At 58.3% G+C, this 23,477-nt stretch carries 23 protein-coding genes and 1 tRNA gene; 6 read left to right on the top strand and 18 right to left on the bottom strand.

What is annotated here, in order from left to right; genetic code table 11:
• The first annotated feature begins 7 nt into the window (after positions 1-7).
• From BMZ40_RS07470 to BMZ40_RS07455, 4 genes are read left to right on the top strand one after another with little or no spacing between them, the layout of a single operon-like run.
• Complete coding sequence (locus BMZ40_RS07470; RefSeq protein WP_092373643.1) at positions 8-592, top strand: PilN domain-containing protein; 585 nt, start codon at positions 8-10, stop codon at positions 590-592.
• Entirely contained in the window at positions 585-1,217 is a 633-nt protein-coding gene (locus tag BMZ40_RS07465; protein WP_177193067.1) for a type IV pilus inner membrane component PilO, read from the top strand. Before BMZ40_RS07470 ends, BMZ40_RS07465 begins: the two co-directional genes overlap by 8 nt.
• 10 nt (positions 1,218-1,227) lie before the next feature.
• Entirely contained in the window at positions 1,228-1,719 is a 492-nt protein-coding gene (locus tag BMZ40_RS07460; RefSeq protein WP_092373639.1) for a pilus assembly protein PilP, read from the top strand.
• A 6-nt stretch (positions 1,720-1,725) separates the two neighbouring features.
• Entirely contained in the window at positions 1,726-3,807 is a 2,082-nt protein-coding gene (locus BMZ40_RS07455; protein ID WP_092373637.1) for a type IV pilus secretin PilQ, read from the top strand.
• Positions 3,808-3,907: 100 nt separating this feature from the next.
• Here BMZ40_RS07455 and BMZ40_RS07450 read toward each other — a convergent pair whose 3' ends face one another.
• The 15 genes from BMZ40_RS07450 to BMZ40_RS07385 all read right to left on the bottom strand — a co-directional run bounded on the left by BMZ40_RS07450 (position 3,908) and on the right by BMZ40_RS07385 (position 20,118).
• Entirely contained in the window at positions 3,908-4,570 is a 663-nt protein-coding gene (locus BMZ40_RS07450; protein ID WP_092373635.1) for a GntR family transcriptional regulator, read from the bottom strand.
• 23 nt (positions 4,571-4,593) lie between these two features.
• On the bottom strand, positions 4,594-5,157 hold the full coding sequence (locus BMZ40_RS19155) for a PilZ domain-containing protein (protein WP_143075569.1): 564 nt from the start codon (positions 5,155-5,157) through the stop codon (positions 4,594-4,596).
• A 558-nt stretch (positions 5,158-5,715) separates the two neighbouring features.
• Positions 5,716-6,735, bottom strand: a complete 1,020-nt coding sequence (locus BMZ40_RS07445) for a molybdopterin-binding protein (RefSeq protein WP_092373633.1) — start codon at positions 6,733-6,735, stop codon at positions 5,716-5,718.
• A 14-nt stretch (positions 6,736-6,749) separates the two neighbouring features.
• Positions 6,750-7,364 carry a nucleotidyltransferase family protein gene (locus BMZ40_RS07440; RefSeq protein WP_143075568.1) on the bottom strand — a complete coding sequence of 205 codons (615 nt, stop codon included), beginning with the start codon at positions 7,362-7,364 and terminating at the stop codon, positions 6,750-6,752.
• Positions 7,361-8,125 carry a selenium cofactor biosynthesis protein YqeC gene (gene yqeC, locus BMZ40_RS07435; protein WP_245751059.1) on the bottom strand — a complete coding sequence of 255 codons (765 nt, stop codon included), beginning with the start codon at positions 8,123-8,125 and terminating at the stop codon, positions 7,361-7,363. The genes BMZ40_RS07440 and yqeC overlap by 4 nt, the downstream gene beginning before the upstream one ends.
• A gap of 2 nt (positions 8,126-8,127) precedes the next feature.
• Positions 8,128-8,928, bottom strand: a complete 801-nt coding sequence (gene yqeB / locus BMZ40_RS07430; protein WP_092373630.1) for a selenium-dependent molybdenum cofactor biosynthesis protein YqeB — start codon at positions 8,926-8,928, stop codon at positions 8,128-8,130.
• A 51-nt stretch (positions 8,929-8,979) separates the two neighbouring features.
• Positions 8,980-10,377 carry an NADPH-dependent glutamate synthase gene (gltA, locus tag BMZ40_RS07425; RefSeq protein WP_092373628.1) on the bottom strand — a complete coding sequence of 466 codons (1,398 nt, stop codon included), beginning with the start codon at positions 10,375-10,377 and terminating at the stop codon, positions 8,980-8,982.
• Entirely contained in the window at positions 10,378-11,211 is an 834-nt protein-coding gene (locus BMZ40_RS07420) for a sulfide/dihydroorotate dehydrogenase-like FAD/NAD-binding protein (RefSeq protein WP_092373626.1), read from the bottom strand.
• A 9-nt stretch (positions 11,212-11,220) separates the two neighbouring features.
• Positions 11,221-12,117 carry a SphA family protein gene (locus BMZ40_RS07415; RefSeq protein WP_092373624.1) on the bottom strand — a complete coding sequence of 299 codons (897 nt, stop codon included), beginning with the start codon at positions 12,115-12,117 and terminating at the stop codon, positions 11,221-11,223.
• Between the two features lie 55 nt (positions 12,118-12,172).
• Positions 12,173-14,512, bottom strand: a complete 2,340-nt coding sequence (locus tag BMZ40_RS07410; protein ID WP_092373622.1) for a xanthine dehydrogenase family protein molybdopterin-binding subunit — start codon at positions 14,510-14,512, stop codon at positions 12,173-12,175.
• Complete coding sequence (locus BMZ40_RS07405; protein ID WP_092373620.1) at positions 14,509-15,006, bottom strand: (2Fe-2S)-binding protein; 498 nt, start codon at positions 15,004-15,006, stop codon at positions 14,509-14,511. Before BMZ40_RS07405 ends, BMZ40_RS07410 begins: the two co-directional genes overlap by 4 nt.
• 12 nt (positions 15,007-15,018) lie before the next feature.
• The gene (locus BMZ40_RS07400; RefSeq protein WP_092373618.1) at positions 15,019-15,888 is read right to left on the bottom strand and encodes an FAD binding domain-containing protein; all 870 of its coding nucleotides are present in this window, start codon (positions 15,886-15,888) and stop codon (positions 15,019-15,021) included.
• A gap of 285 nt (positions 15,889-16,173) precedes the next feature.
• Positions 16,174-17,541, bottom strand: a complete 1,368-nt coding sequence (locus BMZ40_RS07395; RefSeq protein WP_092373616.1) for a sigma-54-dependent transcriptional regulator — start codon at positions 17,539-17,541, stop codon at positions 16,174-16,176.
• Positions 17,538-19,664 carry a PAS domain S-box protein gene (locus tag BMZ40_RS07390; RefSeq protein ID WP_092373614.1) on the bottom strand — a complete coding sequence of 709 codons (2,127 nt, stop codon included), beginning with the start codon at positions 19,662-19,664 and terminating at the stop codon, positions 17,538-17,540. The genes BMZ40_RS07395 and BMZ40_RS07390 overlap by 4 nt, the downstream gene beginning before the upstream one ends.
• Positions 19,665-20,041: 377 nt before the next feature.
• Positions 20,042-20,118 (bottom strand) — tRNA-Met (locus BMZ40_RS07385).
• Between the two features lie 199 nt (positions 20,119-20,317).
• Between BMZ40_RS07385 and BMZ40_RS07380 the strand changes: the two genes are divergently transcribed.
• Positions 20,318-20,617: a PilZ domain-containing protein gene (locus BMZ40_RS07380; protein WP_092373612.1), complete on the top strand. Its 300-nt coding sequence runs from the start codon at positions 20,318-20,320 to the stop codon at positions 20,615-20,617.
• A 24-nt stretch (positions 20,618-20,641) separates the two neighbouring features.
• Here the strand turns inward: BMZ40_RS07380 and BMZ40_RS07375 are convergent, their stop codons facing one another.
• Both BMZ40_RS07375 and BMZ40_RS07370 read right to left on the bottom strand, forming a co-directional pair.
• Positions 20,642-21,658 (bottom strand): alpha-hydroxy-acid oxidizing protein, encoded by a 1,017-nt coding sequence (locus BMZ40_RS07375; RefSeq protein WP_092373610.1) that lies wholly within the window; start codon positions 21,656-21,658, stop codon positions 20,642-20,644.
• Between the two features lie 3 nt (positions 21,659-21,661).
• Complete coding sequence (locus BMZ40_RS07370; protein ID WP_177193064.1) at positions 21,662-22,360, bottom strand: FadR/GntR family transcriptional regulator; 699 nt, start codon at positions 22,358-22,360, stop codon at positions 21,662-21,664.
• A gap of 155 nt (positions 22,361-22,515) precedes the next feature.
• Between BMZ40_RS07370 and BMZ40_RS07365 the strand changes: the two genes are divergently transcribed.
• Entirely contained in the window at positions 22,516-22,815 is a 300-nt protein-coding gene (locus tag BMZ40_RS07365; protein ID WP_092373606.1) for a hypothetical protein, read from the top strand.
• Between the two features lie 4 nt (positions 22,816-22,819).
• Here the strand turns inward: BMZ40_RS07365 and BMZ40_RS07360 are convergent, their stop codons facing one another.
• A complete protein-coding gene (locus BMZ40_RS07360; RefSeq protein ID WP_143075567.1) occupies positions 22,820-23,452 on the bottom strand; it encodes an NF038143 family protein in 633 nt (210 codons plus the stop codon).
• Positions 23,453-23,477 lie beyond the last annotated feature (25 nt).

Below are 23,477 nucleotides of genomic sequence, written 5' to 3'. Positions count from 1 at the left end.
GCCAGCTATGATCAAAATTAATTTACTTCCTCAGCAAAAGCGAACAAAATCGACAAACATTGAAAAAAGCTTTGTTTTTTTCGTGTTAGGGGTCATCTTGGTTCTTGGATCCGTTTTTGCCGTAGACTATTATTTTTCTGCTCAACTTGCGGATTTGAATGCGTCCGTGTCCAAAAAAACGCAGACAAAGACGCTCCTGGAAAAAGAGGTCGCCAAGGTAAATCAAACCATACAGGAACTTCAGGATATCGAAGGAAGAATCAAGATCATCAAGCAAGTTCGCCTTCGCCAGGGGCTTCCAGTCAAGTATATTGATGAGGTTGTCATCAATATGCCGCAAAACAAATTGTGGGTTGAAAAGTTCAATGTCGACGCCAATGGAAATATTGCCCTCAGTGGAGTCGCATTGGACAATCAGGCTTTTGTCAGCTTCGTCGAAAGGCTTCGTCTGTCGAAATATATTGCCAGTGTGGACACCCGAAGGACGTCGCGCCGTGAAATTGACGGACTGGGACTGGTTTCCTTTGAATGTTCCGTCAAGGCTCAAGAGTATTTCGAGAACATAAGTACGAATGGAACAACAAATGGATAAATCTACAGTTTCCAAAAAATTTGCGGAATTGTCATCCCTGCAGTTGTTTTTGATACTGCTCGGTTTGGCAGGGGTGGTGTACGGAGCGTATTGGTACTTCATTCTCGATGACAAGCTGGTCCAGATGACCAAAGCCGAGCAAACTATCGAGAAGCTCGACAAGGACATCGCTCTTTATCGCGCGCAGGTCGCCAAACTGCCGGAATTGGAGCGCAGTCTGTCCTTGCGCAAGAAGGAACTTTATTACGCCAAGACTCTGCTTCCCGAGGATGCCCGGGCGCTTGAGATGCTGCTTGCCTCCTTTGAGAAGCTGGGTCGCGATGAAAATGTGGAGTTCATCCTCTTTCAACCCGGCGCTGAACAAATTCAGGAATTTTATGCGACGCGTTCGGTTCAGCTGCAAATCAGCGGGACGTTTCACCGCCTTGTTACGTATTTCGACCGCCTATCGCGCCTCGATCGTCTTGTAACCATCCAAAATATCACTTTTTCGCCAGTCTCTGATTTTTCTCCGACGGAAAAGTATCTCAATACCAGTCTTGTTCTTCAAGTCTACAGGGCTCTTACAGCGGCTGAAATCCAGGCTCGTGAAGCTCAAAAGAATCAAAATAAGAAAAAAAAGTGAATGAGACGCCATGAAAGTACACATTTTGATCCTGACAGCCTTGTTTCTTCTATGTGCGCCAGTCTTTGCCGCCGAGGGGCAGACAGATGCGTCCGGTCAGGAATTTCCGGACTGGATAACATCACAGTATCCCCCATATGACGCAAAAGGTAAAATCGATCCGTTTGTGTCGTTTGTGAAGATTCGCGAATACGAACTCATGCAGGCCGCCAAAAAGGCAAAAATTGAAAAGAAGGCTGCCACGCCGCTGGAAACGGTCGATGTAAGAAGCTTGAAGCTCATCGGCATCATCAACAAGGTGGGCGGAAATTCCATGGCGATGGTTGAGCTGCCGGATGGCAAGGGATATTTGATTCGCCCTGGTATGACAATCGGGCTGTATGATGGCGTGGTCACTTCTATTGGAAATGAAGTACTTGTCGTCGAAGAAGATGTCATTGATGTTTTTGGTGAAGCAAAAAAGCGAATAATTAATTTAAGATTGCGGCAAGAGAAGGAGTAGGGTGCTATGAAGATCTTCAGAGCGATATCTGGATTTTTATTTTTAGGTTGTATCGTTGTGCTGACTTCATGCGCAACGCACTCTAAGCCCGCCAACATGGATACAGGTTCCGAAACGGATGTGCCTGTTCAAAATCTGCCTGCGGTGGTTGTTTCCGAGGCGCTTGGAAAAACAATCATCGATATGCCACTGGATGCCAACACGCAGATTTACGCAGATCATGATGCTGATAAAAATATCAAGGTACTGTTTACTCCACCGGTAAGCGACTTTGAGCTTCCACTTAATGTGACGGAGCTTGTCAGCGATATTCAAAAAGAAATGGATGGAGACAAAGTCACGGCATTGAATATTTTTTTGAAAGAGAACAGTAAGTTTCTTCTTTCAAAACAATCAGAAACTCTTGGCCGTCTTATGCTCGTATCTGACGAGACGTCGACTCCTCAGCTTCCTTCAAACTACATCTCTTCACTGAATTTCAAGCCCAAGAATGATTCTCTGCAGGTCGTCACATATTCAAGTCTCCCCTTTGAAGTTACACCTGGCCAAGACGGCGATTTCAAGCTCACCTTCCGCAAAGTGCAATTTCAGGATACTTTGCTGAAAAAATATGACGTTACAAAACTTGGTTCCGCGATTGATTACGTTACCGCCCTCAACGGTAACGACGGCAACGCGTATCTCATATTTGCCGGCGCGAAAAACCCTGCTCTGTCGGTGCTGCGCAAAGGAGATGAAACCCATATCCTGATCAAGGGCAAGAGCGTGAAAGCTGCAATGGGCGATGTTGCCGGCACTGAAGCTCCTGCACCTGGAGACGCTCTTGCCGAAGCATCCAGTGAGATTCAGGAACTCAACACTCTCTTTCCAGGTATGAAAGAGCGTTACACGGGTGAGCGGATATCCATCGATTTGCAGGATGCGGATGTTGAACATGTGTTGCGCCTCATTTCTGAAATCAGCGGCTACAATCTGATTCTTGACGATGATATTTCCGGAAAAATATCCCTTAAGCTCGTAGACATCCCTTGGGATCAGGCTCTTGATCTGGTGCTTCTGCAAAGAGGCTTGGGAATGGTCATAAAGGGCAACATCATGCGCATCGCTTCGATCACAAAACTCGAAGCTGAACGTGCGCAGCTGCAAAAAGCCCGTGAGGCCGCAATCCAGGCGCAGGTCAGCATGCAGAATCTGGCTCCGCTCAAGACTGAATACATGCAGATCAACTACAACACCGCCGCCGAATTTGAAGGCAAGGTCAAGACGATGTTGACGGGCCGGGGTTCTGTCTCTTCGGACCCGCGCACCAACATTTTGATTGTCACCGATACTGAAGATACATTGAAGCGAGTGGACAGTTTCATCAAGAAACTCGACCGGGCCGAACGCCAGGTCATGATCGAGGCTCGGCTTGTTTACGCCACGGACGAATTTCAGAGAAGCCTTGGCGTCAAATGGGGCACGACTTACAGCACCGAAACCGCTGCGAATCTCCCCAATGAACAGTGGCGCGGCAATTTTGCTTCGACTGGTTTGAATGCGATCAATACGGTAAATGGCATCACTCTTGGCGGTACAATTGGCAAATATCTGGGTGAGGATTTGTTTACCCTCGATGCTGCGCTCCAGCTTGGCGAAGCGAAGAATCTGGTCAAGACGATTTCTTCTCCTCGAATTCTTACGCTGAACAACAACAGAGCCGAGATCCAGCAAGGCACAAAGCTCGCCACGGCAACGGAATCGGAGAGCGGCGGCACCACGACCGAATATGAGGAAGCGGTTCTCAAAATTTCCGTGCTGCCTCAGATCACCCCTGATAACAAACTGATACTTGATCTCGAAATAAGCGATGACAGTCCCAAGAGTGACGGCCGCGACATCGACACCAAGCAGACCAAGACCAAGATGATGGTCAGCGATCGTGAAACCATCGTCATCGGTGGCGTGCAGAAAACCACTGAAACCAGCGGCACGAATCAGATCCCTGGATTGGGCGATGTGCCTGGTTTGGGCTGGCTTTTCAAAAATACCTATGATGCCAAGTCCAAGGCTGAACTGCTTATCTTCATCCAGCCTCGCATCATGTAGTCCCTTCCTTACCAGCACACAAAAACAAAGGCCGCTTGATCACAAGCGGCCTTTGTTTTTGTGTGCTGATAAGGAAGCAATTCAGCAGAATGCTTTCGATCTATTTTTTCTCAGGGAAGAGTTCATTGGTGTCGAAGTAGTGGCCCCGAACGCAGCTTGCATAGGCATTGATGTCGGCGGCCGCGATGGCTTCGTACATGGTTTGATGTTTGACGATCTGGTTTTGCAATAAGGAAGCGGCGTGATCGTAGTAAACCGCGATATACGTCCAGTAGTAATTTCCCAGTGAATTCCAGGCTTTTTCGAGCGATTCACTGTGTGCGGCCTGAACGATGGCCAAATGAAACGCCATATCGTGTTTCCGCATGTTTTTTGAATCGTTTTTGTCGACGCATAGTTGCATGTTATCGACGCAGCTCTTCAAAAAAGCGAGATCAAGGTACTTGGACTCATGTTTGACGATGCTCCATCTTACAGCCAAGGCTTCGATTTCCGTGCGCACGTCATAGTAGTCATTGAGCTGATCTTTGGTGAGAGTCCTTATGCGTGTTCCTTTGTAAGGTTCCGTTTCCAGTACTCCCTGCGCGATCAAATCGCGAATGGCTTCTCTTACCGCTCCTTGGCTGATGGAGAGTTCCCTTGCCAATTTCGATTCAACTATCTTGTCTCCCGGGTTGAGATCCCCCTTGAGAATGGATTCCATCAAATATTCCGCGACATCATCTCGCAAAACCCTTCTTTTAAGCAAATTCCTAGTTTCCATCAGTATATCCTTTTGAAACACAATTATTGATTATTGGGTAACAGATGTCTTTTGTTGTCGTTATTTTCTGCAAATTCAATTTTTAATAAATATTTTTGCAACAATTCGCTATCAGAAATAGTATCACAGTTGATTTTCGCCACAATCATACATTCATTTTCTAAGCATTTAGAACGAATCAGTTTGCTAGAAACAAGTAGTGGATGGTCATTTTTTGGCAATTTGAAAAGGATAAAAAAATCACTGTAAAAATTTTCTTCATCAGGAATTTTTTTAAAAACAAGTTGGGCTGAATTTGCTGAAAGACTCTTTATCAAACAGTTGAAATAAGATTGTTGATTATTTTTATCAGATAATATTACAGCTGGAATGGAGCATTTTTTTCGTGGAGACAGTCTTTTTTCTTGATCAGCTTGTGAGCCATTTTCATGGATAAGTACATATTCTGTAAGTACGCTCTCTATCAAAGATGAAATCGTTCTGTTTTCAATTCTACAAATCGATTTGAGTTGATCGAGCGTCTCATCGTCGGTCCGAAAGGAAATTTTTGTATTTTTACGTGGACCTGAATGTTTGAAAATGCTCATCATGCTTCACCATTTTCATGCCTGTTTCAAAACCGCTTAAAACCACATTTCTTTAACATGGTAGCAGTTTCATATTTCGAGCAAATTTTCAATAATCAATTTTCTGTTATAGTTTCTGCTTGTGATCATAAGTTTATGATTTCATTGGTTTTAATTGTTTGCGGGATGTTGGTTTCGCAATGATCTGTCTGCGAATGAAATTCAGATTTTGTTTTTTTGAAACAGGCATTTCCATAAACGAGAGCACTGATCAGTTGGGAACTGTCCGGCATCTCGTTGACGATGGTCGTGAACGATTGTTCAATATGTAGGGTGAGGCGATTTTCATCCCAGGTTCAAGGAACCTGCAAGCGCAGGAATCCGTGTTCCGGATAATTGATCATCGGAAGTCAGACAGTTGGTAGCAACGGTGCTGAAAGAAGATGCAATGTCGTCGGATGTAGCCCTTAACGTCTTTTCTTGTACACTTATCCAGACGTGGATTCATCTGCGAAATGAACATTAATAGAGCTTCATCCGACGATTTTCATCTTGTCTTGAAAATACGGTTCTGATCTCTCACTTTCCGAACCCGCAGGCCGGGTATCTGCATGTTCCGCAATTCTCGCACAGGCCGCCGTGGCCCAGGGCCACAATGTCCCGCCGGGTGAGGCGTTCGCCGGCCAGGAGGCGGGGGACCACCAGATCGAAGATGCTGGCCTTGTAGTACATGACGCAGCCGGGCAGTCCCAGGACGGGGACGTCGTCCAGGTAGGCCAGCATGAACATGGCGCCGGGGTAGGTGGGGGCGCCGTAGGAGATGACCTCGGCGCCGGTGGCGCGGATGGCCGCCGGGGTCTGGTCGTCGGGGTCCACGGACATGCCGCCGGTCACGGCGATGAAATCCGCGCCCTGGCGGACCAGGGACGTTATGGCGTCGGCGGTCATGCCCACCATGTCCGAGACGAAGACCTGGTCCACGACCTCGCTTCCGAGGTCGTCGAATTTGGCGCGCAGCAGCGGGCCGAAGCCGTCCTTGATGCGGCCGTGGAAGATCTCGCTGCCCGTGGTGACCACGCCGACCTGCGCGTGCCTGAGAGGCCTGACCTCGATGAGCGGGCTGTGTTCGGCGCAGACCGCCTCGGCCTCCTGCATGAGCGCCTCGGGCACGACCAGCGGGACGACCCGCGTGCCGGCCAGGACGCGGCCAGGCTTCACGCGCTGATGGCGGTGGATGGTCCCGAAGCTCACGTCCTGGATGTCGTTCAGGCGCGTCAGCCCGTCGACGTCGATGCACAGCAGTCCGTCGTGGGACGCGGTCAGGGTGACTTTGCCCTCCTGGGGTTCGCTGAAGGCGATGCCCTGGCCAGCCGCAGCGCGGGACAGGCGGATGGCGGCCGTATCCTCGTGCACGTAGCCGTCGGCCGGGTCGAAGACGTACAGGTTGGCCTTGCCGATATCGAGCAGGGCCGGGATGTCCTCCTCGCGCACCACGTGGCCGCGCCGGAAGGCCGGACCCTTTCCGCCGCCCGGCACGATTTTCGTGATGTCATGGCACAGCACTGTTCCCACGGCGTGTTCGACTGCGATGGTCTTCATGTCCTTCTCCTTGTTCAGGGTCTGAAAATTTCGTCCGAGTCCGGCTGCTGCGTGGCGAGCAAGGCCAGGTAATCGTCCATGGTGTCCACGTCGCGCAGGAGCGCGGGGTCGTCCACTTCCACCTCCCGCACATGCCTGGCGTGCTCCTTCAAGAGACGCCGCGCGCCGATGTCGCCGGTCAGCGCGGACGCACGGCGCATCAGTTCGCGGCCGATGACGGCGGGGTTGCCGGGCCGGCCCTGATGGACCGGGACGACGGCCATGGGGCGCTCGGCCAGGAAACATTCGACGAGCGTGTCGATGAGCGCGGTGCCGACAAGGGGCTGGTCGCCGAGCAGGAACATGACGCCGTCGGCGTCGGGCCCGTTAAGCAGGCCGGTGCGCACCGACGTGCTCTGGCCTGCGGCGAAGTCCGGGTTCACGGCCACGGCGATGCCGCTCGCGTTGATCTTCGGCAGGATTTCCCCGTGGGCGTTGCCCAGGACCAGCAGCACATGTTCGAGGCTCGAGGCCCGGGCCGCGTCGATGACGTGCTGCAGCAGCGGCAGGCCGTGCAGGGGCAGGAGTTGCTTGACCGCGCCCATGCGCCGTCCCAGCCCGGCCGCGAGGATTACGCCACGCACGCTCACGGCCAGACCTCCGTCTTGAAGGTGAGGGTGCCGGCCGCGCCGATGCAGGCCCTCTGCGGCAGGGCGCTGGCGTCGCGCAGCAGTCCGAGGACCTCGCGGCCGTGGTCCAGGGCGCGCGGCATGTCGGCTTGGTTTAGCCACAGCAGGCGCACGGCGTTTTCCGGTGCGCCCTTGAACATGCCTTCGGGGTGCGCGCAGATCAGCGCCACGGAGGCCGGCGTGACGCGGGCTCCGGGAGCGAGGCCCCCCAGCTCCGCGAAGCGCGCGCTTCTGCAGACATGCCTTTCGTCCAGCGGGCCGCCTATGGCCGTCAGGCCCGCCACGGCCAGCACATGGGTGCTGCGCGCCGGGATGACCGGCTCGTGCGCGGCCGGAGCCTTGAGGGGCATGCAGCGCGCGCCGTCGGCCTCGACCAGGATCCAGTCGAAGATTCCCGCGTTCGTCAGGTTGTGGATGAAGTCCGGCGTGAGCCCCATGAGCTTGCCGCCGTCCACGGCCCAGGCTAGGCAGACGGGAAGGCCCGGGGACGTGGCGTCCCGGCAATGGCTCAGGAGCCGCTCGTTGTTCTCGGCCAGGATGAGGCTGGCCTGGTGCGGCTCGGGGGGGAAGATGCGCGTCGTGGTCGTGCAGGCCACCCGCAGCCCGCGCCCGGTCAGTTCCGCGGCCAGACGGTACATGGCCGTGGTCTTGCCGCCCGCGCCGACGATGGCCAGCAGGCCCTGCCCTGGGAGGTCCAGGGCCTCGGCCATGGTCCCCGGCATGGTCAATTGTACACCCTCATGACGCATTCCAGCACGGCGCCGCCCAGGGCGCGGCCTTTGTCCGAGATGGTGTGCAGGTAGGAAAGGTCGCCTCTGGGGTCGATGTCCCCGAGTTTGAGGCCCTGGGACACATGGCCGTTGGGGCGGATCTGGCCGCGCAGGAGGCCGGGTATTTCCGCCGTGACCGGAGATCCCGCGACGTGTCCGAGGACCTGCCCCTTCTCCACCAGATCCCCGAGGCTGCAGTCCCAGACGAGCTTGCCCGGCACGGGGGCGCGCAGCACGCGTTCTTTCGAGAAGCCGCCGATGGAGCCGGGGATGCCCGTGTTCGGGGCCGCCTCCCCTTCGGTGATGATGCGGCCCAGGTTGTGGCCGCGGTTGGTCTCGACGACGAGATGGGCGTCCCTGCCGGCCGTGAAGCCCGGCCCCATGCCGATGACCAGGGGCGCGTCGTTCATGCCCGTGCCCAGGTTGCGCTTAGCGATGATGGCGTCGATGAGTACGTCGGGCCTGATGGCTTCAAGGCTTTTCCAGGTGGGGTCGATCAGCACGGGCACGTCGCCGGCGGCCCAGACCGCTTCGATCTGTTCCGGGCCGTCCACGCGCACCCCGCGCACGTCCTCGACCATGCAGGTCCCGTCGTGCACGGCTTCGCAGAAGCTGACCGTGCGCCGCACGGCCAGGGGGTGGGGCGTCTCCAGGATGACGATGCGCCGCATGCGCGCGTGGTACAGCCGCCAGACCACGGCCGATGCCATTTCTCCGCCGCTCTTGATGGCGATGATCCGTTCGCTCAGATTCATGCTGCCTCCTCGTGGCTTCGGGAAGGGGGAGGGAATCCCTCCCCCCCGTTGTTACCAGCCCCAGGTCAGGTATTCGTGGATGGAGTCGGCGGCCTTGCGGCCCGCGCCCATGGCCAGGATGACCGTGGCCGCGCCGGTGACGATGTCGCCTCCGGCCCAGACGCCCTTCTTGCCCGTCTTGCCCGTGTCCGTGTTGGCCGTGACGTAGCCCCATTTGTTGAGCGGCAAGTCCGGCGTGGAGCGGGTCAGCAGCGGGTTGGCCTCGGAGCCGATGGCCACGATGGCCAGGTCGCATTCGACCGTGAACTCCGAGCCCGGCACCTCCACCGGCCGCCTGCGGCCCGACGCGTCGGGTTCGCCCAGTTCCATGCGGATGCACTCGATGCCCGTCAGGCGGCCCTTGTCGTCGCCCAGGTAGCGCACCGGGTTGCACAGGAGCTGGAAATCAAGCCCCTCCTCCTCGGCGTGATGGATCTCGGCCTTACGCGCCGGCATCTCCTCGCGGGAGCGACGGTAGACCAGGCTGACCTTGTCCGCGCCCAGGCGCATGGCCGTGCGGGCGCTGTCCATGGCCACGTTGCCGCCGCCCAAAACCGCCACGCGCTTTCCGCGCGGGATGGGCGTGTCCACTTCGGGGAAGAGGTAGGCCTTCATCAGGTTGGCCCGGGTCAGGTATTCGTTGGCCGAGAGCACGCCGACCAGGTTCTCGCCCGGGATGTTCATGAACTTCGGTAGGCCGGCGCCAACGCCCAGGTACACGGCGTTGAAGCCCTGTTCGAAGAGTTCGTCCACGGTCACGGTGCGTCCCACGACCACGTCGCACTCAAGGCTCACGCCCTGGGCCTGCAGGCAGGCCACCTCGGCGCCGACGATGTCCTTGGGCAGCCGGAACTCCGGGATGCCATAGACGAGCACGCCGCCGGGCTTGTGGAAGGCTTCGTATAGGCTGACTTCGTGGCCCTTGAGAATCAGGTCGCTGGCCACGGTCAGGCTGGACGGGCCCGAGCCGACCACGGCCACGCGCTTGCCCGTGGCCACGTCGCGGGAGGGCAGCTCGCAGACGTGGTGCCTGCGCTCCCAGTCCGCGGCGAAGCGCTCCAGGTTGCCGATGGCCACGGCCTCGCCCTTGCGGCCCAGCAGGCAGTTGCCCTCGCACTGGATCTCCTGGGGGCAGACCCGGCCACACACGGCCGGCAGGCTGTTGCGTTCCCAGATCTTGCCGATGGCCTTGTCGAACTCGCCGGCGGCGATGTGCTTGATGAAGTCCGGGATGTCGACGTTCACGGGACAGCCCTGCACGCACGCCGGGTTTTTGCACTGCAGGCAGCGGCCGGCCTCGGCCACGGCCTGTTCGGCAGTGTAGCCCAGGGGCACTTCCTCGAAGTTGCGGGCCCGGACCAGCGGCGGCTGCTCGGGCATGGCCTGCCTGGGTGTTTTTTCAGCGGCCATCTAGTGCCTCCCTTCGCATTTACAGAGTTCGTGGCTGCAGCACTCCTGCTCGGTGTAGGCCCGCAGGCGCAGGATGAGCTCATCGAAATCCACCTGGTGGCCGTCGAACTCGGGCCCGTCCACGCAGCCGAACTTGGTCTCGCCGCCCACGGTCACGCGACACCCGCCGCACATGCCCGTGCCGTCGATCATGATGGGGTTGAGGCTGACCATGGTCGGCACTCCGTATTCCTTCGTCATGAGGGACACGAACTTCATCATGGGCACCGGGCCGATGGCCACGACCTGGTCCACGCCGCCGGCTTCAAGCTTCTCCTTCAGCACTTCGGTCACGAAACCCTTGCGGCCGTAGGAACCGTCGTCGGTGCAGACGTGCAGGGCCGTGGAGGCCAGGCGCATCTTGTCCTCCAGTATGAGCAGGTCCTTGTTGCGGGAGCCGATGATGGACGTGACGTCGCACCCGGCCTGCTTCATGCCGCGGGCGATGGGGTGCAGTACTGCCACGCCGGTGCCGCCGCCCACGCAGATCACGTTCTTTCCGGGTTCGATGTGCGTGGGCTGGCCCAGCGGGCCGATGACGTCCTGGTAGGCGTCGCCGACCCCAAGGCGCCGGAAGAGCTCCGTGCTCTTGCCCACGACCATGTAGATGACGGTGACCGTGCCCTTTTCGGGGTCGGTCTCGGCCATGGTCAGCGGGATGCGCTCGCCGTTCTCGTTCGCTTTCAGGATCAGGAACTGCCCCGGCCTGGCCTTGGCCGCGATGCGCGGGGCCTCGATCTCGTTTAAAATGACCGTGCCTCCGGCCATCTCCTCTCTGTTGACTATGGTGAACATGGCTTTTCCTTAGAATGCTTTCATGATCATGAGGGTGGTCACGTTGCCTTGGGAATTGACCTTGTTCTCGAACTCCCACAGGGAACGCAGGGATACGCCCAGACCCCAGTCGGGCACGAAGACGCTGACTTCAGGGCCGATGGCGTAGGCTTCCTCGCGGTCGTTCGTGGTGCCGGGACCGCTGTCGTCGGTGAGTTGCCAGCGGCAGTAACCGGCCAGGCCCACATCCCAGGTTTTGGCCAGGGTCTTGCCCAGGCCCCATTCGAAATGGAAGTCGTTGCCGTAGGTGACGTCCGTGTCCTCCTGCTCCGAGTGGATCTCGTAGCGGGACAGGGCGGAGATCGACCAGGTCTTGGCCTCGTCGAAATAGAAAGTCGCGCCGGCCGTGAGCATGCCGGTCCAGAAGCCCTTGCCGGGGCTGGCCGGTTCGTCGGCGTCGAAGTCGCCCGTGGGCAGGTACACGCCAATGCCCAGGGCCGCGTCCCAGCGCGGGCCGTGCCAGGCCAGAACGGCCGGCTCGATGAGAATGTCGCCCAGGCCGAACTCGTTGTCGTCGAAGAGCGTCATGCCGCCGGCCTTCATGGAGATGTCGGTGTAGACCAGGGGCACGACGATGTCGGCCACGAGGTTGCCGCCGAGGATCTCGACGCCCGAAGAATAGATGAGGCGGTTGACCAGGGCGTAGACATTGACGTCGAAGTCCACGTCGACCTCTTTGCCGTTCTTGTCCCGCAGGTCGTCGGCCGTGTAGAGCACGTTGTACATGCGCCAGTAGATGCCTTCGGGCGGCAGGGTCGCGGCCTTGATGCCCTCCACGCCACTTACATAATGGCCCGATCCGGCCAGGGCGGCTGATCCCATCATCACGAAGGTCGCCATCGTGGCGGCTAACAGCAGTTTTTTCATTTCGCCCCTCCAGGCTGATGCGGCGCAGGGACCACAGGCCCCTGCGCCGCCATGCTTATGAATTCAAGGCCTTGAACACGCGCTCCGGTGTCATCGGGATCTTCTTGAAGCGGTAGCCTGTGGCATCGGCCACGGCGTTGGCGATGGCCGACGCCGGGCAGACCAGGCTGCATTCGCCCGCGCCCTTGGCCCCGAACGGGCCGGTCGGGTCGTGCGACTCCACGATGATGGAGTGGATTTCGGGAGTGTCCTCGGCCGTGGGCAGCATGTAGTTGTGCATGCTGTACTGCTGCTGGCGGCCCTTGTCGTTGTAGGTGATCTCCTCGCTCAGGGCGTAGCCGATGCCCTGCACCGCGCCGCCCTCGATCTGGCCTTCCACGATCATGGGGTTGATGGCTCGGCCGACGTCATGGGCGGCGGTCAGCTTGACCACGCGGACCTGACCCGTGCGGGTGTCCACCTCGACCTCGGCGAAGCAGGCGTGCCATGGCGGGGCGTTCTCGGGCACGATGCGGCCGACGCCGATGAACTGCTTGTTGCGGACGTGGGCGTGGTAGGCCAGTTCCTCCATGGTCACGGAGTTGCCCTTGCCCTCCTTGACCTCTTCGAGCTGACACAGGCCCGAGCCCGAGCACTCGCCGAGGCTTTCGGCCATGGGGGCGATGATGCCTTTTCTGATCTCCAGGCGTTCGGCCGGGATGTTGAAGTAGCCGGCGGCGTAATCCAGGATCTGCTTGCGGGCGTCGGCCGCGGCTGCCTTGATGGCCGTGCCGGCGGCGTAGCAGGTGCGGCTGGCGTGACTGCCGATGTCGAAGGGCGTGCCCAGGGTGTCGCCGTAGGTCAGGCCGACGTTGTCCATGTTCATGCCCAGGGTCTCGGCCGCGATCTGTACCAGGCTGGTGCTCGTACCCGTGCCGATGTCCGGCACGCCCGAGGCTACCTGGGCCGAGCCGTCTGACTGGATGGTCACGTAGGCGTTGTCGTAGTCGACGCAGAAGGGCCAGGCGTTGCTGACGTGCGTGCCGACGGCCATGCCCAGGCCGCGCAGTTTGACCGAGCCGGGCTCATTGAGTTTGCCGCGGCGCGACCAGCCGATGCTCTCGGCACCCTGGCGAATACATTCGGGCAGCTCCGACGTTCCGCATGGGTACGGCAGACACCACGGATCGCCGGGGCGCATGATGTTCTTCTTGCGCAGTTCCATGGGATCCATGCCGAGCTTTTCGGCCATCATGTCCACGGCCTGTTCCATGGCCAGGTTGCCCTGGGGGTTGCCGAAGCCGCGCATGGCGCCGGCGCTGGTGCAGTTGGTGTATACGCTGTGGCCGAAGTAGCGCTGGTGCGGGATACGGTAGATGGCCAGGGTCATGGCCCCGCACACGCCGGGCAGCTCCGCGCCGAAGGTGCAGAAGGCGCCCGTGTTGAGGACGGCCTTCATGTCCAGGGCCTGGAAGGTGCCGTCCTTCTTGGCTCCGAGCTTTATCGTGACGTAGCCGGAGTGGCGCGTGTCGGAGGCGATGAAGTCCTCCTTGCGGGTGTAGATCATCTTGACGGGCCGCTTGGCCAGCAGGGCCAGGCCCATGGCGATGGGCTCGGCCTTGCCGCTCAGGCCGATACGCACGCCGAAGCCGCCGCCCACGTAAGGTGGAGCCAGGACACGGATCTTGCCGGCCGGGATGTCGAAGATCTTGCCGAGGATGGCCCGTGAGGGGTGGGGAGTCTGGGTGGTGGACCACACGGTCACGTTGCCGTCACCATCGACCTGGGCCACGGCGGCTTGGGTCTCCATCTGAACCTGCTTCACGACGGGCAGCTCGAAGGTCTCTTCGATGATCACGTCGGATTCGGCGAGGCCCTTCTCCACGTCGTTGTAGGGGATTTTTACGATCTCGGCCGGGATGTTCCTGCCCTCGGGAGTGCAGCCCTTGCCGGGATGCAGTTCGGGAGCCTCTGGCTTCATGGCCTCCAGCGGATCGAAAACTGCGGGCAGGATTTCGTATTCGACCTTGATGAGGGCCAGGGCCTTTTCCGCGACGGCCTCGCTGGTGGCGGCCACGGCGGCCACTTCGTCACCTACGTGGCGCACGATCTCGTCAAAGAGCAACTGATCCAGCACCCGCTCCAGCTGCGGGATGGTCAGGAACATGGGCACAGCGGCGTTGAAGAGGTTTTTGGGGCCGTTCTTGTGGGTCATGACGGCCTTGACGCCGGGCAGTTTCTCGGCCTCGGAGGTGTCGATGCTGACAATGCGTGCGTGTGGGTGCGGGCTGCGCAGGACCTTGGCGAAGAGCATTCCCGGCAGGAAGATGTCCGTTGTGAAGAGGCCGCGGCCCGTGGTCTTGTCCACGCCGTCGCGCCTGTTGACGCTTTTTCCGACATATTCGAACTGGCTCATAGGTCTCCTCCCTTGACGGCGTTGGCCCGCAGGTTGCGCGCGGCGTCCTCCACCGCTTCCTCGATTTTGACGTAGCCCGTACAGCGGCAGATGTTCCCGCCGACGGCTTCGCGGATCTGGTCCTTGGAGGGGGACTTGTTCTTGTCCAGCAGGGCCTTGGCCGACATGATCATGCCCGGGGTGCAGAAGCCGCACTGGACCGCGCCCTTGTCGATGAAGCTCTGCTGCAGCGGGTGCAGGCCGCCTTCACCCTCGACGCCTTCGATGGTCTGGATGTCCGCGCCCTGGGCGCGCATGGCCGGGATGAGACAGGCGTTCATGGCCTTGCCGTTGAAAATGATGGTGCACGCGCCGCACTCGCCCTTGCCGCAGCCGCGCTTGGTGCCTGTGAGGTGCATTTTCTCGCGGAGCACATCGAGGAGCATCTCCGCGGGGGAGACAGCGATTTCGATGACCTCGCCGTTGAGTCGAAATGAAATGATCTGGTTCGGCATGTTCTTCCTCCGTTATGCTTTGCGGGCGTCTTCGACTGCCGCTTGAAGGACCCGTTCGATGAAAACGGGCAGGACTCCCATCCGGTATTCCTTGGAACCGCGGATGGCGCTGCTGCGGAACATGGCCTGGTTGCGGGCCAGTTGCCCGGCTTCGGCCATGGTCGCGCTCGTGACGGGAGCGCCTTTGAGGAATTCCTCGGCGTCGAGGGCGTGCTGCGGTCCTGCGCCCACTGGAGCAATGAGGACCCGGGCCCATTTGAATGCGTCGCCGTCGAGTTCGACCATGGCCGAGACGGCGAGCATGGGCAGGGCCAGGGCCTTGCGCTGTTCCATGCGCAGGTAGGCCGAGCCCTGGCCTTTCTGCTTCACGGGAAATCTGACGTGGGTCACGACCTGGCAGCAGCTGTCGATGCAGGACAGGCAGACGCCGGCGTACATGTCTTCGAGCGGCATGGTCTGCATGCCTTCCTGGGTGGTGATCTCGGCCGTGGTTTCGAGGCAGGCCAGGGCCACGGCGGCGTCGGCGGCGGGGTTTCCGGTGACGATGTTACCGATGATGGTGCCCATGTTGCGGATCTGCAGGGACCCGACCTTCCGGCAGGCCTGGGCCAGGGCCGGCGCGTGTTTCAGGACCAGCTCGGATTTGGCCGCCTGGGCGTGGGTGACGCTCGCACCGATACGGATGAACCCGTTCTCTTCGGTGATGTTTTTGAGTTCCGCGATCTGGGTGAGATCCACCAGTACGTCGCAGGTGTTTTTGCCATCCTGCAGTTCCAGCATGAGGTCGGTGCCACCGGCGATGATCCGGGCCTTCCCCCTGTTGGTGCTGAGGACCGTGACCGCTTCGGATACGGTCGCCGGGAAAACGTAGTTTTGAACCATAACTGTCCTCCGTGGTGTTTTCGAACGCGGCCGGGATGCCGGTGCCGAAATTCGAGATTGGTATTGGAAGGATCATGCCAAATTGTATGACAATTTAATTGTTTGAAATTTAATGATTTAATTGGATTGAACGAAAAAAGGCCATAACTTTTGTTATGGCCTTGGGGGGCAAATCTTCAGAGGAAAAGCTGATTCATGGAATGGTTACGGATAGATAAACCCGGTTATTCCCCAGCGGCGGTTCATGCCATGGGTTATACGGGTGTCCAGGATTTCAAAGTCGTCTCAGAGTCCGTCTTTTTTCAGCCGCTTGCTGAGCGCCGGCTGGGAGATGCCGAGCCAGCGCGCGGCCACGGTCTGCACTCCGTCCGCCCGGCTCATGGCCTCGCGCACCAGGGCGTGCACGGTTTCGTCGATGGTCGGCAGGGTGGCGGGGAAGCACAGTTCCTCGTGCATGCCGAGGTGCCCGGCGGTGTCGCTGTCGGGACCGCAGGAGAAATCCCCGCCGTTCCAGCGGCCCATGGCGTCGAAGACGAAGGCGCGCAGCTCGCGGACATTGCCGGGAAAGGGGTAGGCGCCGAGGCGGCTGATCAGGCAGCGGCTGGGCCTTGGCGCGTCCTTGCCGAAGCTGGCGGCGGCCTGGCTGATGAAGAGTTCCAACAGCACCGGGATGTCGTCGGTGCGTTCGCGCAAGGGGGGGATGCGGACCATGTGCGTGCACAGGCGGTAGTAGAGGTCCTTGCGGAAGCGGCCCTCGCGGGTCATGGCCTCCAGGTCACGGTTGGTGGCCACCACGATGCGCGCCTCGGACGGTCGGGGAAGGTCCGCGCCGAGCGGCATGTATTCGCGCTCCTGCAGGAGGCGCAGCAGCTTGACCTGGGACGTTTCGTTCAGGTCGCCGATCTCGTCCAGAAAGAGAACGCCGTCGTCGGCCTGTTCCACGAGCCCCTTGCGGGCCAGGACCGCGCCGGTGAAGGCGCCCTTGCGGTGGCCGAAGAGGGTGTCGCTGAAGACCATGTCGTCGAGGCCCGCCACGTTGACGGCCACGAAGGGCTTGCCCGGGCAGGACAGCTTGTGCACGGCGCGCGCGGCCAGCTCCTTGCCGACGCCCGTCTCGCCGTTGATGAGGATGGGCTCGGGCGAGGCGGCGACGGCCTCCAGGTACTTGAAGATCTGGCGCATCTTGATGCTGGCCGTGGTGAAATGGGCGAAGGCCTGGGGATTGGCCAGACGGTCCTGGACGAGGCTCTCGCGCAGGGACGTGTTCTCGCGGCGCAGGCGGCTCATCTCCAGGGCCGTGCGCACGGAGGCCATCAGCCGCTCTTCCTCGACGGGCTTGGCCAGGTAGTCCAGGGCCCCGAGCTTCATGCATTCCACGGCCGATTCGATGGATTCCACGCCTGTGGCCACGATGACGGGCAGCCCGGGCCGCGTCTCGCGCACATGGGCCAGGATTTCCTGGCCGGTGACGCCGGGCATGCTCAGGTCGAGGATCATGGCTCCCAGGGGCTGGTCGTCGATGATGCGCAGGGCTTCGGCGGGCTTCTGGCAGCAGATGATGTTGTCGATGCCGCAGGAGCGCAGGCACAGGTCAAAGCTGGTCAGGATATCGGCCTCGTCGTCGATGATGAGGACGGGATAGGGCTGGATCATGCGGCGCCTCCTTCTTGGCGAGCGGGGAAGGTCAGCCTGACGCGCGTTCCTTCGCCCAGGCGAGAATGGATGGTCAATTCACCGCCGTGCTCCTGCATGATTCGCGAGGAAATGGAAAGCCCGAGTCCGGTGCCCCCACAGGTGCGTTTGGTGGTGTAGAAGGGGTCGGTTACGTGTGGCAGATCCTCGTCGCTGATGCCCTGGCCCTCATCCGCGACCTCAAGCCAGGTCTGCCCCAGCGAAGTGTCGAAGCCGGTCCGCACGCGGATGGCCTTGGACTTGTCGTCCACGGCCTCGCAGGCGTTCTGGAGGATGTTGATGATGACCTGTTCGATCTTCTGGAAGTTGCCCCTGAAGTGCGGCATGCCGAAGCCGTACCCGATCTCCAGGCGGCTCGTGGCCTTCTGCAGTTGGTTGTCGAGGAGCAGCACGGCGGCCCGCAGCACGCCGTTGATGTCGATGACTTCGTTCATGACGGAGGAGCCCTGGCGGGCGTAGTTCTTGAGATCCTGCACGATGTGCTTGATGCGCCTGGACGAGGTCATGACGCCGGAGAAGAGCTGCGGCACGTGCTCGCGGGCGTAGGAGTACCTGAGGCTGCCGAGCATGAAGTCGCCGTTCTCCTCCATGTACTCGTCCAAGATGACCCGGGCGTCGTACCACATGCGCGACAGGAGCGGTATGTTCAGGATGATGGAGTTGTTGGGGTTGTTGATCTCATGGGCCACGCCCGAGACGAGGATGCCCAGAGACACCATCTTTCCTGCCTGGACGAGTTGCTCGTACTCGATCTTGGCGCGGCGTTCGGCGTTCTTGCGCTCGGTGATGTCGCGGAAGGCGATGAGGGTGGTGCCGGAGCGCAGGGCGGCGCGCTTGACGTTGGCGATAAGGGTGCGTTTCTGCCCTGCCTTGTCGGTGATCTCGAGCTCCAGGTTCCTGATTTCCCGGGTACTTTCCAGTTCGAGGCCCGAGTAGAACCGGTTGCCGACGAGTTCGAAGATGGTGTCGAACCCGAGGATCTCGTCCGAGTCGTATCCGAAGATGCCTGTGACGTTGCAGCTGACGAAGACGATCCTGCCATCATCGGTAGTCAAAAAGATCGCGTCCCAGATGCTTTCCAGGGTGATGCGGTGGAACTCCTCGGACTCCTGCAGCCTGTCGACCCAGCGCTTGTAGCTGGTCAGGTCCTTGTAATTCTTGACGATGCCCAGCACCTCGCCGCCCTCATTGCGCAGGGCCGCGGCCTTGACCCGACAAGACTTGCGCTCGCCCGAGACGGACACGAACTCCTTCTCGAAGTCGGTCTTGGAGGAGCCGACGACGATCTCCTGGATGATGCAGTGGTCAGTGCATTTGTGGCGGCAGGGGAAGATGTCGAAGCACTTCTTGCCCATAATCCCCTCGACGGGCTGTTCGACCAGTTCCGCGAAGGCGAGGTTGGCGCGGACGATGTTGCGGTCCGAGTCGAGGACGAGGATGCCGTCGCCCGAGGTGTCGAAGATGTGTTCGAGCTCCATGTAGGCGTGTTCGAGGTTGCGCTCGGTGCGCTTGCGGCGGGCGATCTCCTCGTTCAGGGATTCATTGTACTCCTGCAGCGTCCGGGTCCTGTCCTCGATGATCTTCTCCATCATGTGCAGCAGGGCCTGCTTTTCGTTCTCCTTGATCTTGAGATCCGTGATGTCTTTGAAGGTGGCCAGCACATAGCCCTTTCCGTCCACTTCGATGCGGTTCAGGATGACCTGCGTGTCGATCATGATGCCATCGCGGCGAATGTCCTTCCATTCGAACTTCTGGATATTGCCGTGCAGGGCTTCGCTGACCTTCTTCTGCGCTATTTCGTAGGAGTTTTCGCCGTCGGGCTGGAAGAGGGGGGCGAAATCGCTCGGGAAGAACCCGATGATGTCCTCCTTCTCGCACTTCCAGATCTGGCAAGCCTCCTGGTTGCACTCGGACAGCGTCTCGTCGATGAGCAAAACGCCGTCGGACAGGCCCTGGAAGATGGCCTCGTACTTCTCCAGCTTCTTCTGCATGGCCGCGATTTCAAGGTCCTTCGCGGCCAGCAGCCGTACAAGATCCTCAGGCTGACCCGCAGGTTGCGGATCGCCAATCAACTGATTGTCCATGATACCCTCGCCAGGGAACGTCAGGTTCTGAATGCCGTTGCCGAGCCAATAGCGGGCGGCTGTTCGGTGTGTGTTTTACAGGGTGGTCATAACGGAGGAGTGGAGAAGAATAAAGGCGATTAGGGCGTCGTTTGGATGGGAGGGTGGTCAAAGCAATGCGGTTCCCGTGTTCGATGGCCCATGGGCTCGGTTGCCGAGCCTGTTGGGGGCCGAATTTTTCCCCTTGGAGCTTGCCCCGAATCAGGCCTTCGGATCGATTGGAACACAGTGAGACGTAGAGAGATAATCGGAGAAGAGATGATGTAAGTATAGATAATAAAAAAAGATATTATTAGAGGGCATGAAAAAACCCGGCTGAAACCGGGTTTTTGATGTTTTGGTAGCGAGGGAGGGAATTGAACCCCCGACACTGCGGATATGAGCCGCATGCTCTAACCGTCTGAGCTACCTCGCCGTATTCGCTTTGAGTTGCCCCGAAAGCGAAGTCGGTTAATATAGAGCGGGTTCGCAAATGGCAAGTTTTTTTTGAAGATATTTTCAGGAATTGAATATTTGCCTCTTCAGCTGGAATCGGCTATAAATTTCCATGTTCTAATTGTGAGAGCATCACTCCTGATCCATGAGAATCAGGGCAAAACGCGAGGAGGAATCCAATGTCTGAAAACAAGCGCATGCATATTCGTAAAGATTGCCTGGTGCCTGTCCGTTATGTCTATGAAGGGCAGAACAAGACCCAGTATGCCCGTTTGATCAACTACAGCGACGGTGGCCTGTGCCTTAAAACCCGTACGCCCATCCAGAAGGACGCAAAGCTCGAGCTTTCCCTGGAAGGTTACTCTCCGGAGTCCTCCATGGGTGAATTCGACCGTTACCCAGTGGCTGTCTGCTGGAGCAAGGAAATCCCGGAGCGCGGGTTGCCGGTTTACGAGACCGGTTTGAAATATAGAGGATAGGGCCGGTTTTCCGGCCCTTTTTTTTTAGGCTTTGCCGTAGAGCAGAGCAGGGGAGATCTTTGCGACTGATTCCGTGCCGGTCATGACCATGGCCTGCATGAGTTCGGTGCGAAGCGTTTCGCTGTAGGCGACAACGCCTTCGGTCAGACCACCCATGGCTGCGATGCTGAATGGTCTTCCGATCATGACCGCGTCCGCGCCCAGCGCGAGCATCTTGAGCACGTCGGCTCCGGCCCGTATTCCGCCGTCCACGATTATTCCCAGCTTTCCCTTCATCTTTTCGGCTATGGCCGGCAATACTTCGGCTGTTCCAGGCGTGTGATCAAGCACTCGTCCGCCATGGTTGGAAACCACTATGGCATCAGCGCCTGCCTGCAGGGCCAACGCGGCGTCTTCCGGGGTCATGATGCCCTTGATGATGAACTTCACTCCGGTCTTGGCAATGATTTCCCGCAATGTGTCCACTGATTTCGGTGAAACCGGACGCCCCATTTTGCGCAAGGTGATGAGACCTGCCGCGTCGATGTCCATTCCTACGATCGTGGCTCCACTGTCCTTGGCCTTGGCCAGTTTTTCGTAAAGTTCGGCATCTTCCCAAGGCTTGATGAAGGGAATGCCGTGCCCTCCGGCGGCCGCGATGGCAGCCAGGCCCGATTCGTGGATAAAGGGCGGCACTCCGTCTCCTGTGCAGCCGATGATTCCTGCCTGTCTGCTCCCGTCGATGATGGCCTTGATGTATTCCTCTTCAGTGCGCTTGCCTCCCATATTGAATGATATGCCTCCGATGGGAGCCGCCATGACGGGCATGGACAGGTCCAGTCCAAGGATGCTGGTACTGGTGTCGGGTTCGGTGATTTCATGCACCAGACGCATGTTGAAAGTGACTTTGGCCAGGGCCTGAACGTTGGCCATGAAGGCCGATCCGGTGCCGAGTCCTCCCATGCCCGGGACTTCTCCGGCACAAGCCTTGCCGTTGCAGACAGGGCAGACACGACAGTATCCGGTCATCAGGTCGCGGGCTGTTTTGCGTATTTCCTTCATTTTTCATTCTCCCGTGGTTGAAGTGAAAACAATTTCCCTGGTGTGCTTGAGATGGTCCGTCATGGCTTCCCGGGCACGCTCCGGATCGCGCATGCTCAAGGCCTCCAGGATTTTTTGATGATCCTCAAGCGATTTGGCGCTGCGAACAGTTGATTGAAGCGCCTCATCACGGCTTTCACGCAGCAGTTCATGCATCTGGACCATGATCATCGTGATGGACTGATTGCCCGTGGCGGCGGCAATGGCGTCATGAAACGCCTGATCGTAGAAATAGACGGGGAGGCCATCCTGCATGTTTTTTGTGTAGGCGCTGATAAGCGACCGCAGCTTTTGAAGTTCTTGTTTCGTGACGCGCTGGGCGGCCAGATGGGCGATTTGAGGTTCAAGCAGGAGGCGCAGTTCAAAAATATCTTCCAGACGGTGCCTCTCTCGTGCGAAGGCGTCCCCCATGGCCATGGCCAGATTTGTCTGGCTGTTTTCGGCAATGTAAGTGCCTGCCCCGGGCTTGCTGAGCAAAACGCCGTGCTGTTCCAGGCTTTTGATTGCCTCCCGCACAGAGTTCCGAGAAACTCCAAACATTATAGCAAGTTGACGCTCCGGCGGCAGGCGGTCCCCAGGTTTGAGATCGTCGTTTTGCACCATTGTTTGCAGACGTGTTGTGATTTCTTCGTAGATTCTTTTTTGTCTGAAGGATATTGTCACAGTTTTTCTCCCGTGAAATTGGTCCTACCAATACGTCCGAATCTGGTCAAAGGGCAAGTCCCCGCTTGGGGGTTGCCGAAGAGCGGAGAAAATGCTTTTTTCTTTCGTGGGAATGCAACTGGGCAATAATCATGCGCTATCGAAAGGAGGAAAAGATGGATGAGACACGAATTGTCGAAATATTCGAGGCTTTTTTTGAAAAGTACAAGAAGACCGAGGGTGACCGGAGCAGCTGGTCCGCACATTGGACAGTGTACAATCAGGGGCACAGCTTCGAGATAAATCTGACCAAGTGCCCCAAGGGCACGCGTTTCAAGATTTTCTGCGACAAGAGCAAAATCGAGGAAATCGAGGGGTGGGAAGCATTTCTTGCGAGTCTGGATCGGTTGGAAAAAACTCATGCTCCGGCTTTTGAGCGTGGGGATTTTTTTACTCAGATGCAAGAGATGCTGTAGCTTGTCAGGGGAGCGGTTTCAAAGCCTGCGTGTCCGGAGGGAAAATCATTTCGGCTTCATGATAGGCCAACTTGGCTATGCCCATGTTCATCTTTTGCACGACTTCGAAGAGATCTTGAGCCTCTCCCTCAATTCCCGGCAGCAGTGCAAGGTTGAAATCCTGTTCCGCCTCGATGAAGCAGGCGCAAAAAGACAGGTAGGCGGCTTTGTTTTCGTATCCGCTACGAACCAGTGTCGCATGGCAGTTCCCGTTGGAATTCAGCAGCAACAGGTAGTGGTCCGTGAGCAGGGCAATCCATCTCAGGTACCGGGGGTTGGCGGGTGGGGGCATGTCTCCTGCGTTTTCCAATAGTTTGGCGACGTCCACTGCTGAATCCGTCATTTTGGCCGCCATGGCGCTTTCCAGTGCCCCTCTCCGAAGAGTCATATAGTTGTGGGCGAATTCGTCTAGCCCAGATGAATACTGCTTCAATTTTTGAGCATAGAAAACGAAGACCATGGGGATGAAACTGGCCCAAAAGGGTGGTTCGGGTTTTTCCAGGACGATCAACGCAAGCTGGCGAGCCATTTTGGTTTCTTGACCCAGAATAATTCGCTTTTTTTCTTCCGTGCACGGTGTGTTCATCAGTTTTGTCAACTCCAGTGCGTTTGTTGATTGGTGG

The sequence above is a fragment of the Desulfomicrobium apsheronum genome, assembly GCF_900114115.1.
GTDB classification, from domain to species: Bacteria; Desulfobacterota; Desulfovibrionia; order Desulfovibrionales; family Desulfomicrobiaceae; genus Desulfomicrobium; species Desulfomicrobium apsheronum.
This window is presented reverse-complemented; position numbering and strand designations above follow the sequence as displayed.

Bases quoted from the DNA above. Each gene is read 5' to 3' on its own strand.
- BMZ40_RS07375 (WP_092373610.1), bottom strand. From the start codon at position 21,658: ATGAAGGAAATACGCAAAACAGCCCGCGACCTGATGACCGGATACTGT.
- BMZ40_RS07365 (WP_092373606.1), top strand. From the start codon at position 22,516: ATGGATGAGACACGAATTGTCGAAATATTCGAGGCTTTTTTTGAAAAG.
- BMZ40_RS07460 (WP_092373639.1), top strand. From the start codon at position 1,228: ATGAAAGTACACATTTTGATCCTGACAGCCTTGTTTCTTCTATGTGCG.
- BMZ40_RS07415 (WP_092373624.1), bottom strand. From the start codon at position 12,117: ATGAAAAAACTGCTGTTAGCCGCCACGATGGCGACCTTCGTGATGATG.
- BMZ40_RS07470 (WP_092373643.1), top strand. From the start codon at position 8: ATGATCAAAATTAATTTACTTCCTCAGCAAAAGCGAACAAAATCGACA.
- BMZ40_RS07455 (WP_092373637.1), top strand. From the start codon at position 1,726: ATGAAGATCTTCAGAGCGATATCTGGATTTTTATTTTTAGGTTGTATC.
- BMZ40_RS07400 (WP_092373618.1), bottom strand. From the start codon at position 15,888: ATGGTTCAAAACTACGTTTTCCCGGCGACCGTATCCGAAGCGGTCACG.
- BMZ40_RS07410 (WP_092373622.1), bottom strand. From the start codon at position 14,512: ATGAGCCAGTTCGAATATGTCGGAAAAAGCGTCAACAGGCGCGACGGC.
- BMZ40_RS07395 (WP_092373616.1), bottom strand. From the start codon at position 17,541: ATGATCCAGCCCTATCCCGTCCTCATCATCGACGACGAGGCCGATATC.
- BMZ40_RS07390 (WP_092373614.1), bottom strand. From the start codon at position 19,664: ATGGACAATCAGTTGATTGGCGATCCGCAACCTGCGGGTCAGCCTGAG.
- gltA (WP_092373628.1), bottom strand. From the start codon at position 10,377: ATGGCCGCTGAAAAAACACCCAGGCAGGCCATGCCCGAGCAGCCGCCG.
- BMZ40_RS07380 (WP_092373612.1), top strand. From the start codon at position 20,318: ATGTCTGAAAACAAGCGCATGCATATTCGTAAAGATTGCCTGGTGCCT.
- yqeB (WP_092373630.1), bottom strand. From the start codon at position 8,928: ATGAATCTGAGCGAACGGATCATCGCCATCAAGAGCGGCGGAGAAATG.
- BMZ40_RS07465 (WP_177193067.1), top strand. From the start codon at position 585: ATGGATAAATCTACAGTTTCCAAAAAATTTGCGGAATTGTCATCCCTG.
- BMZ40_RS07405 (WP_092373620.1), bottom strand. From the start codon at position 15,006: ATGCCGAACCAGATCATTTCATTTCGACTCAACGGCGAGGTCATCGAA.
- BMZ40_RS07420 (WP_092373626.1), bottom strand. From the start codon at position 11,211: ATGTTCACCATAGTCAACAGAGAGGAGATGGCCGGAGGCACGGTCATT.
- BMZ40_RS07450 (WP_092373635.1), bottom strand. From the start codon at position 4,570: ATGGAAACTAGGAATTTGCTTAAAAGAAGGGTTTTGCGAGATGATGTC.
- yqeC (WP_245751059.1), bottom strand. From the start codon at position 8,125: ATGCCGGGGACCATGGCCGAGGCCCTGGACCTCCCAGGGCAGGGCCTG.
- BMZ40_RS07445 (WP_092373633.1), bottom strand. From the start codon at position 6,735: ATGAAGACCATCGCAGTCGAACACGCCGTGGGAACAGTGCTGTGCCAT.
- BMZ40_RS19155 (WP_143075569.1), bottom strand. From the start codon at position 5,157: ATGAGCATTTTCAAACATTCAGGTCCACGTAAAAATACAAAAATTTCC.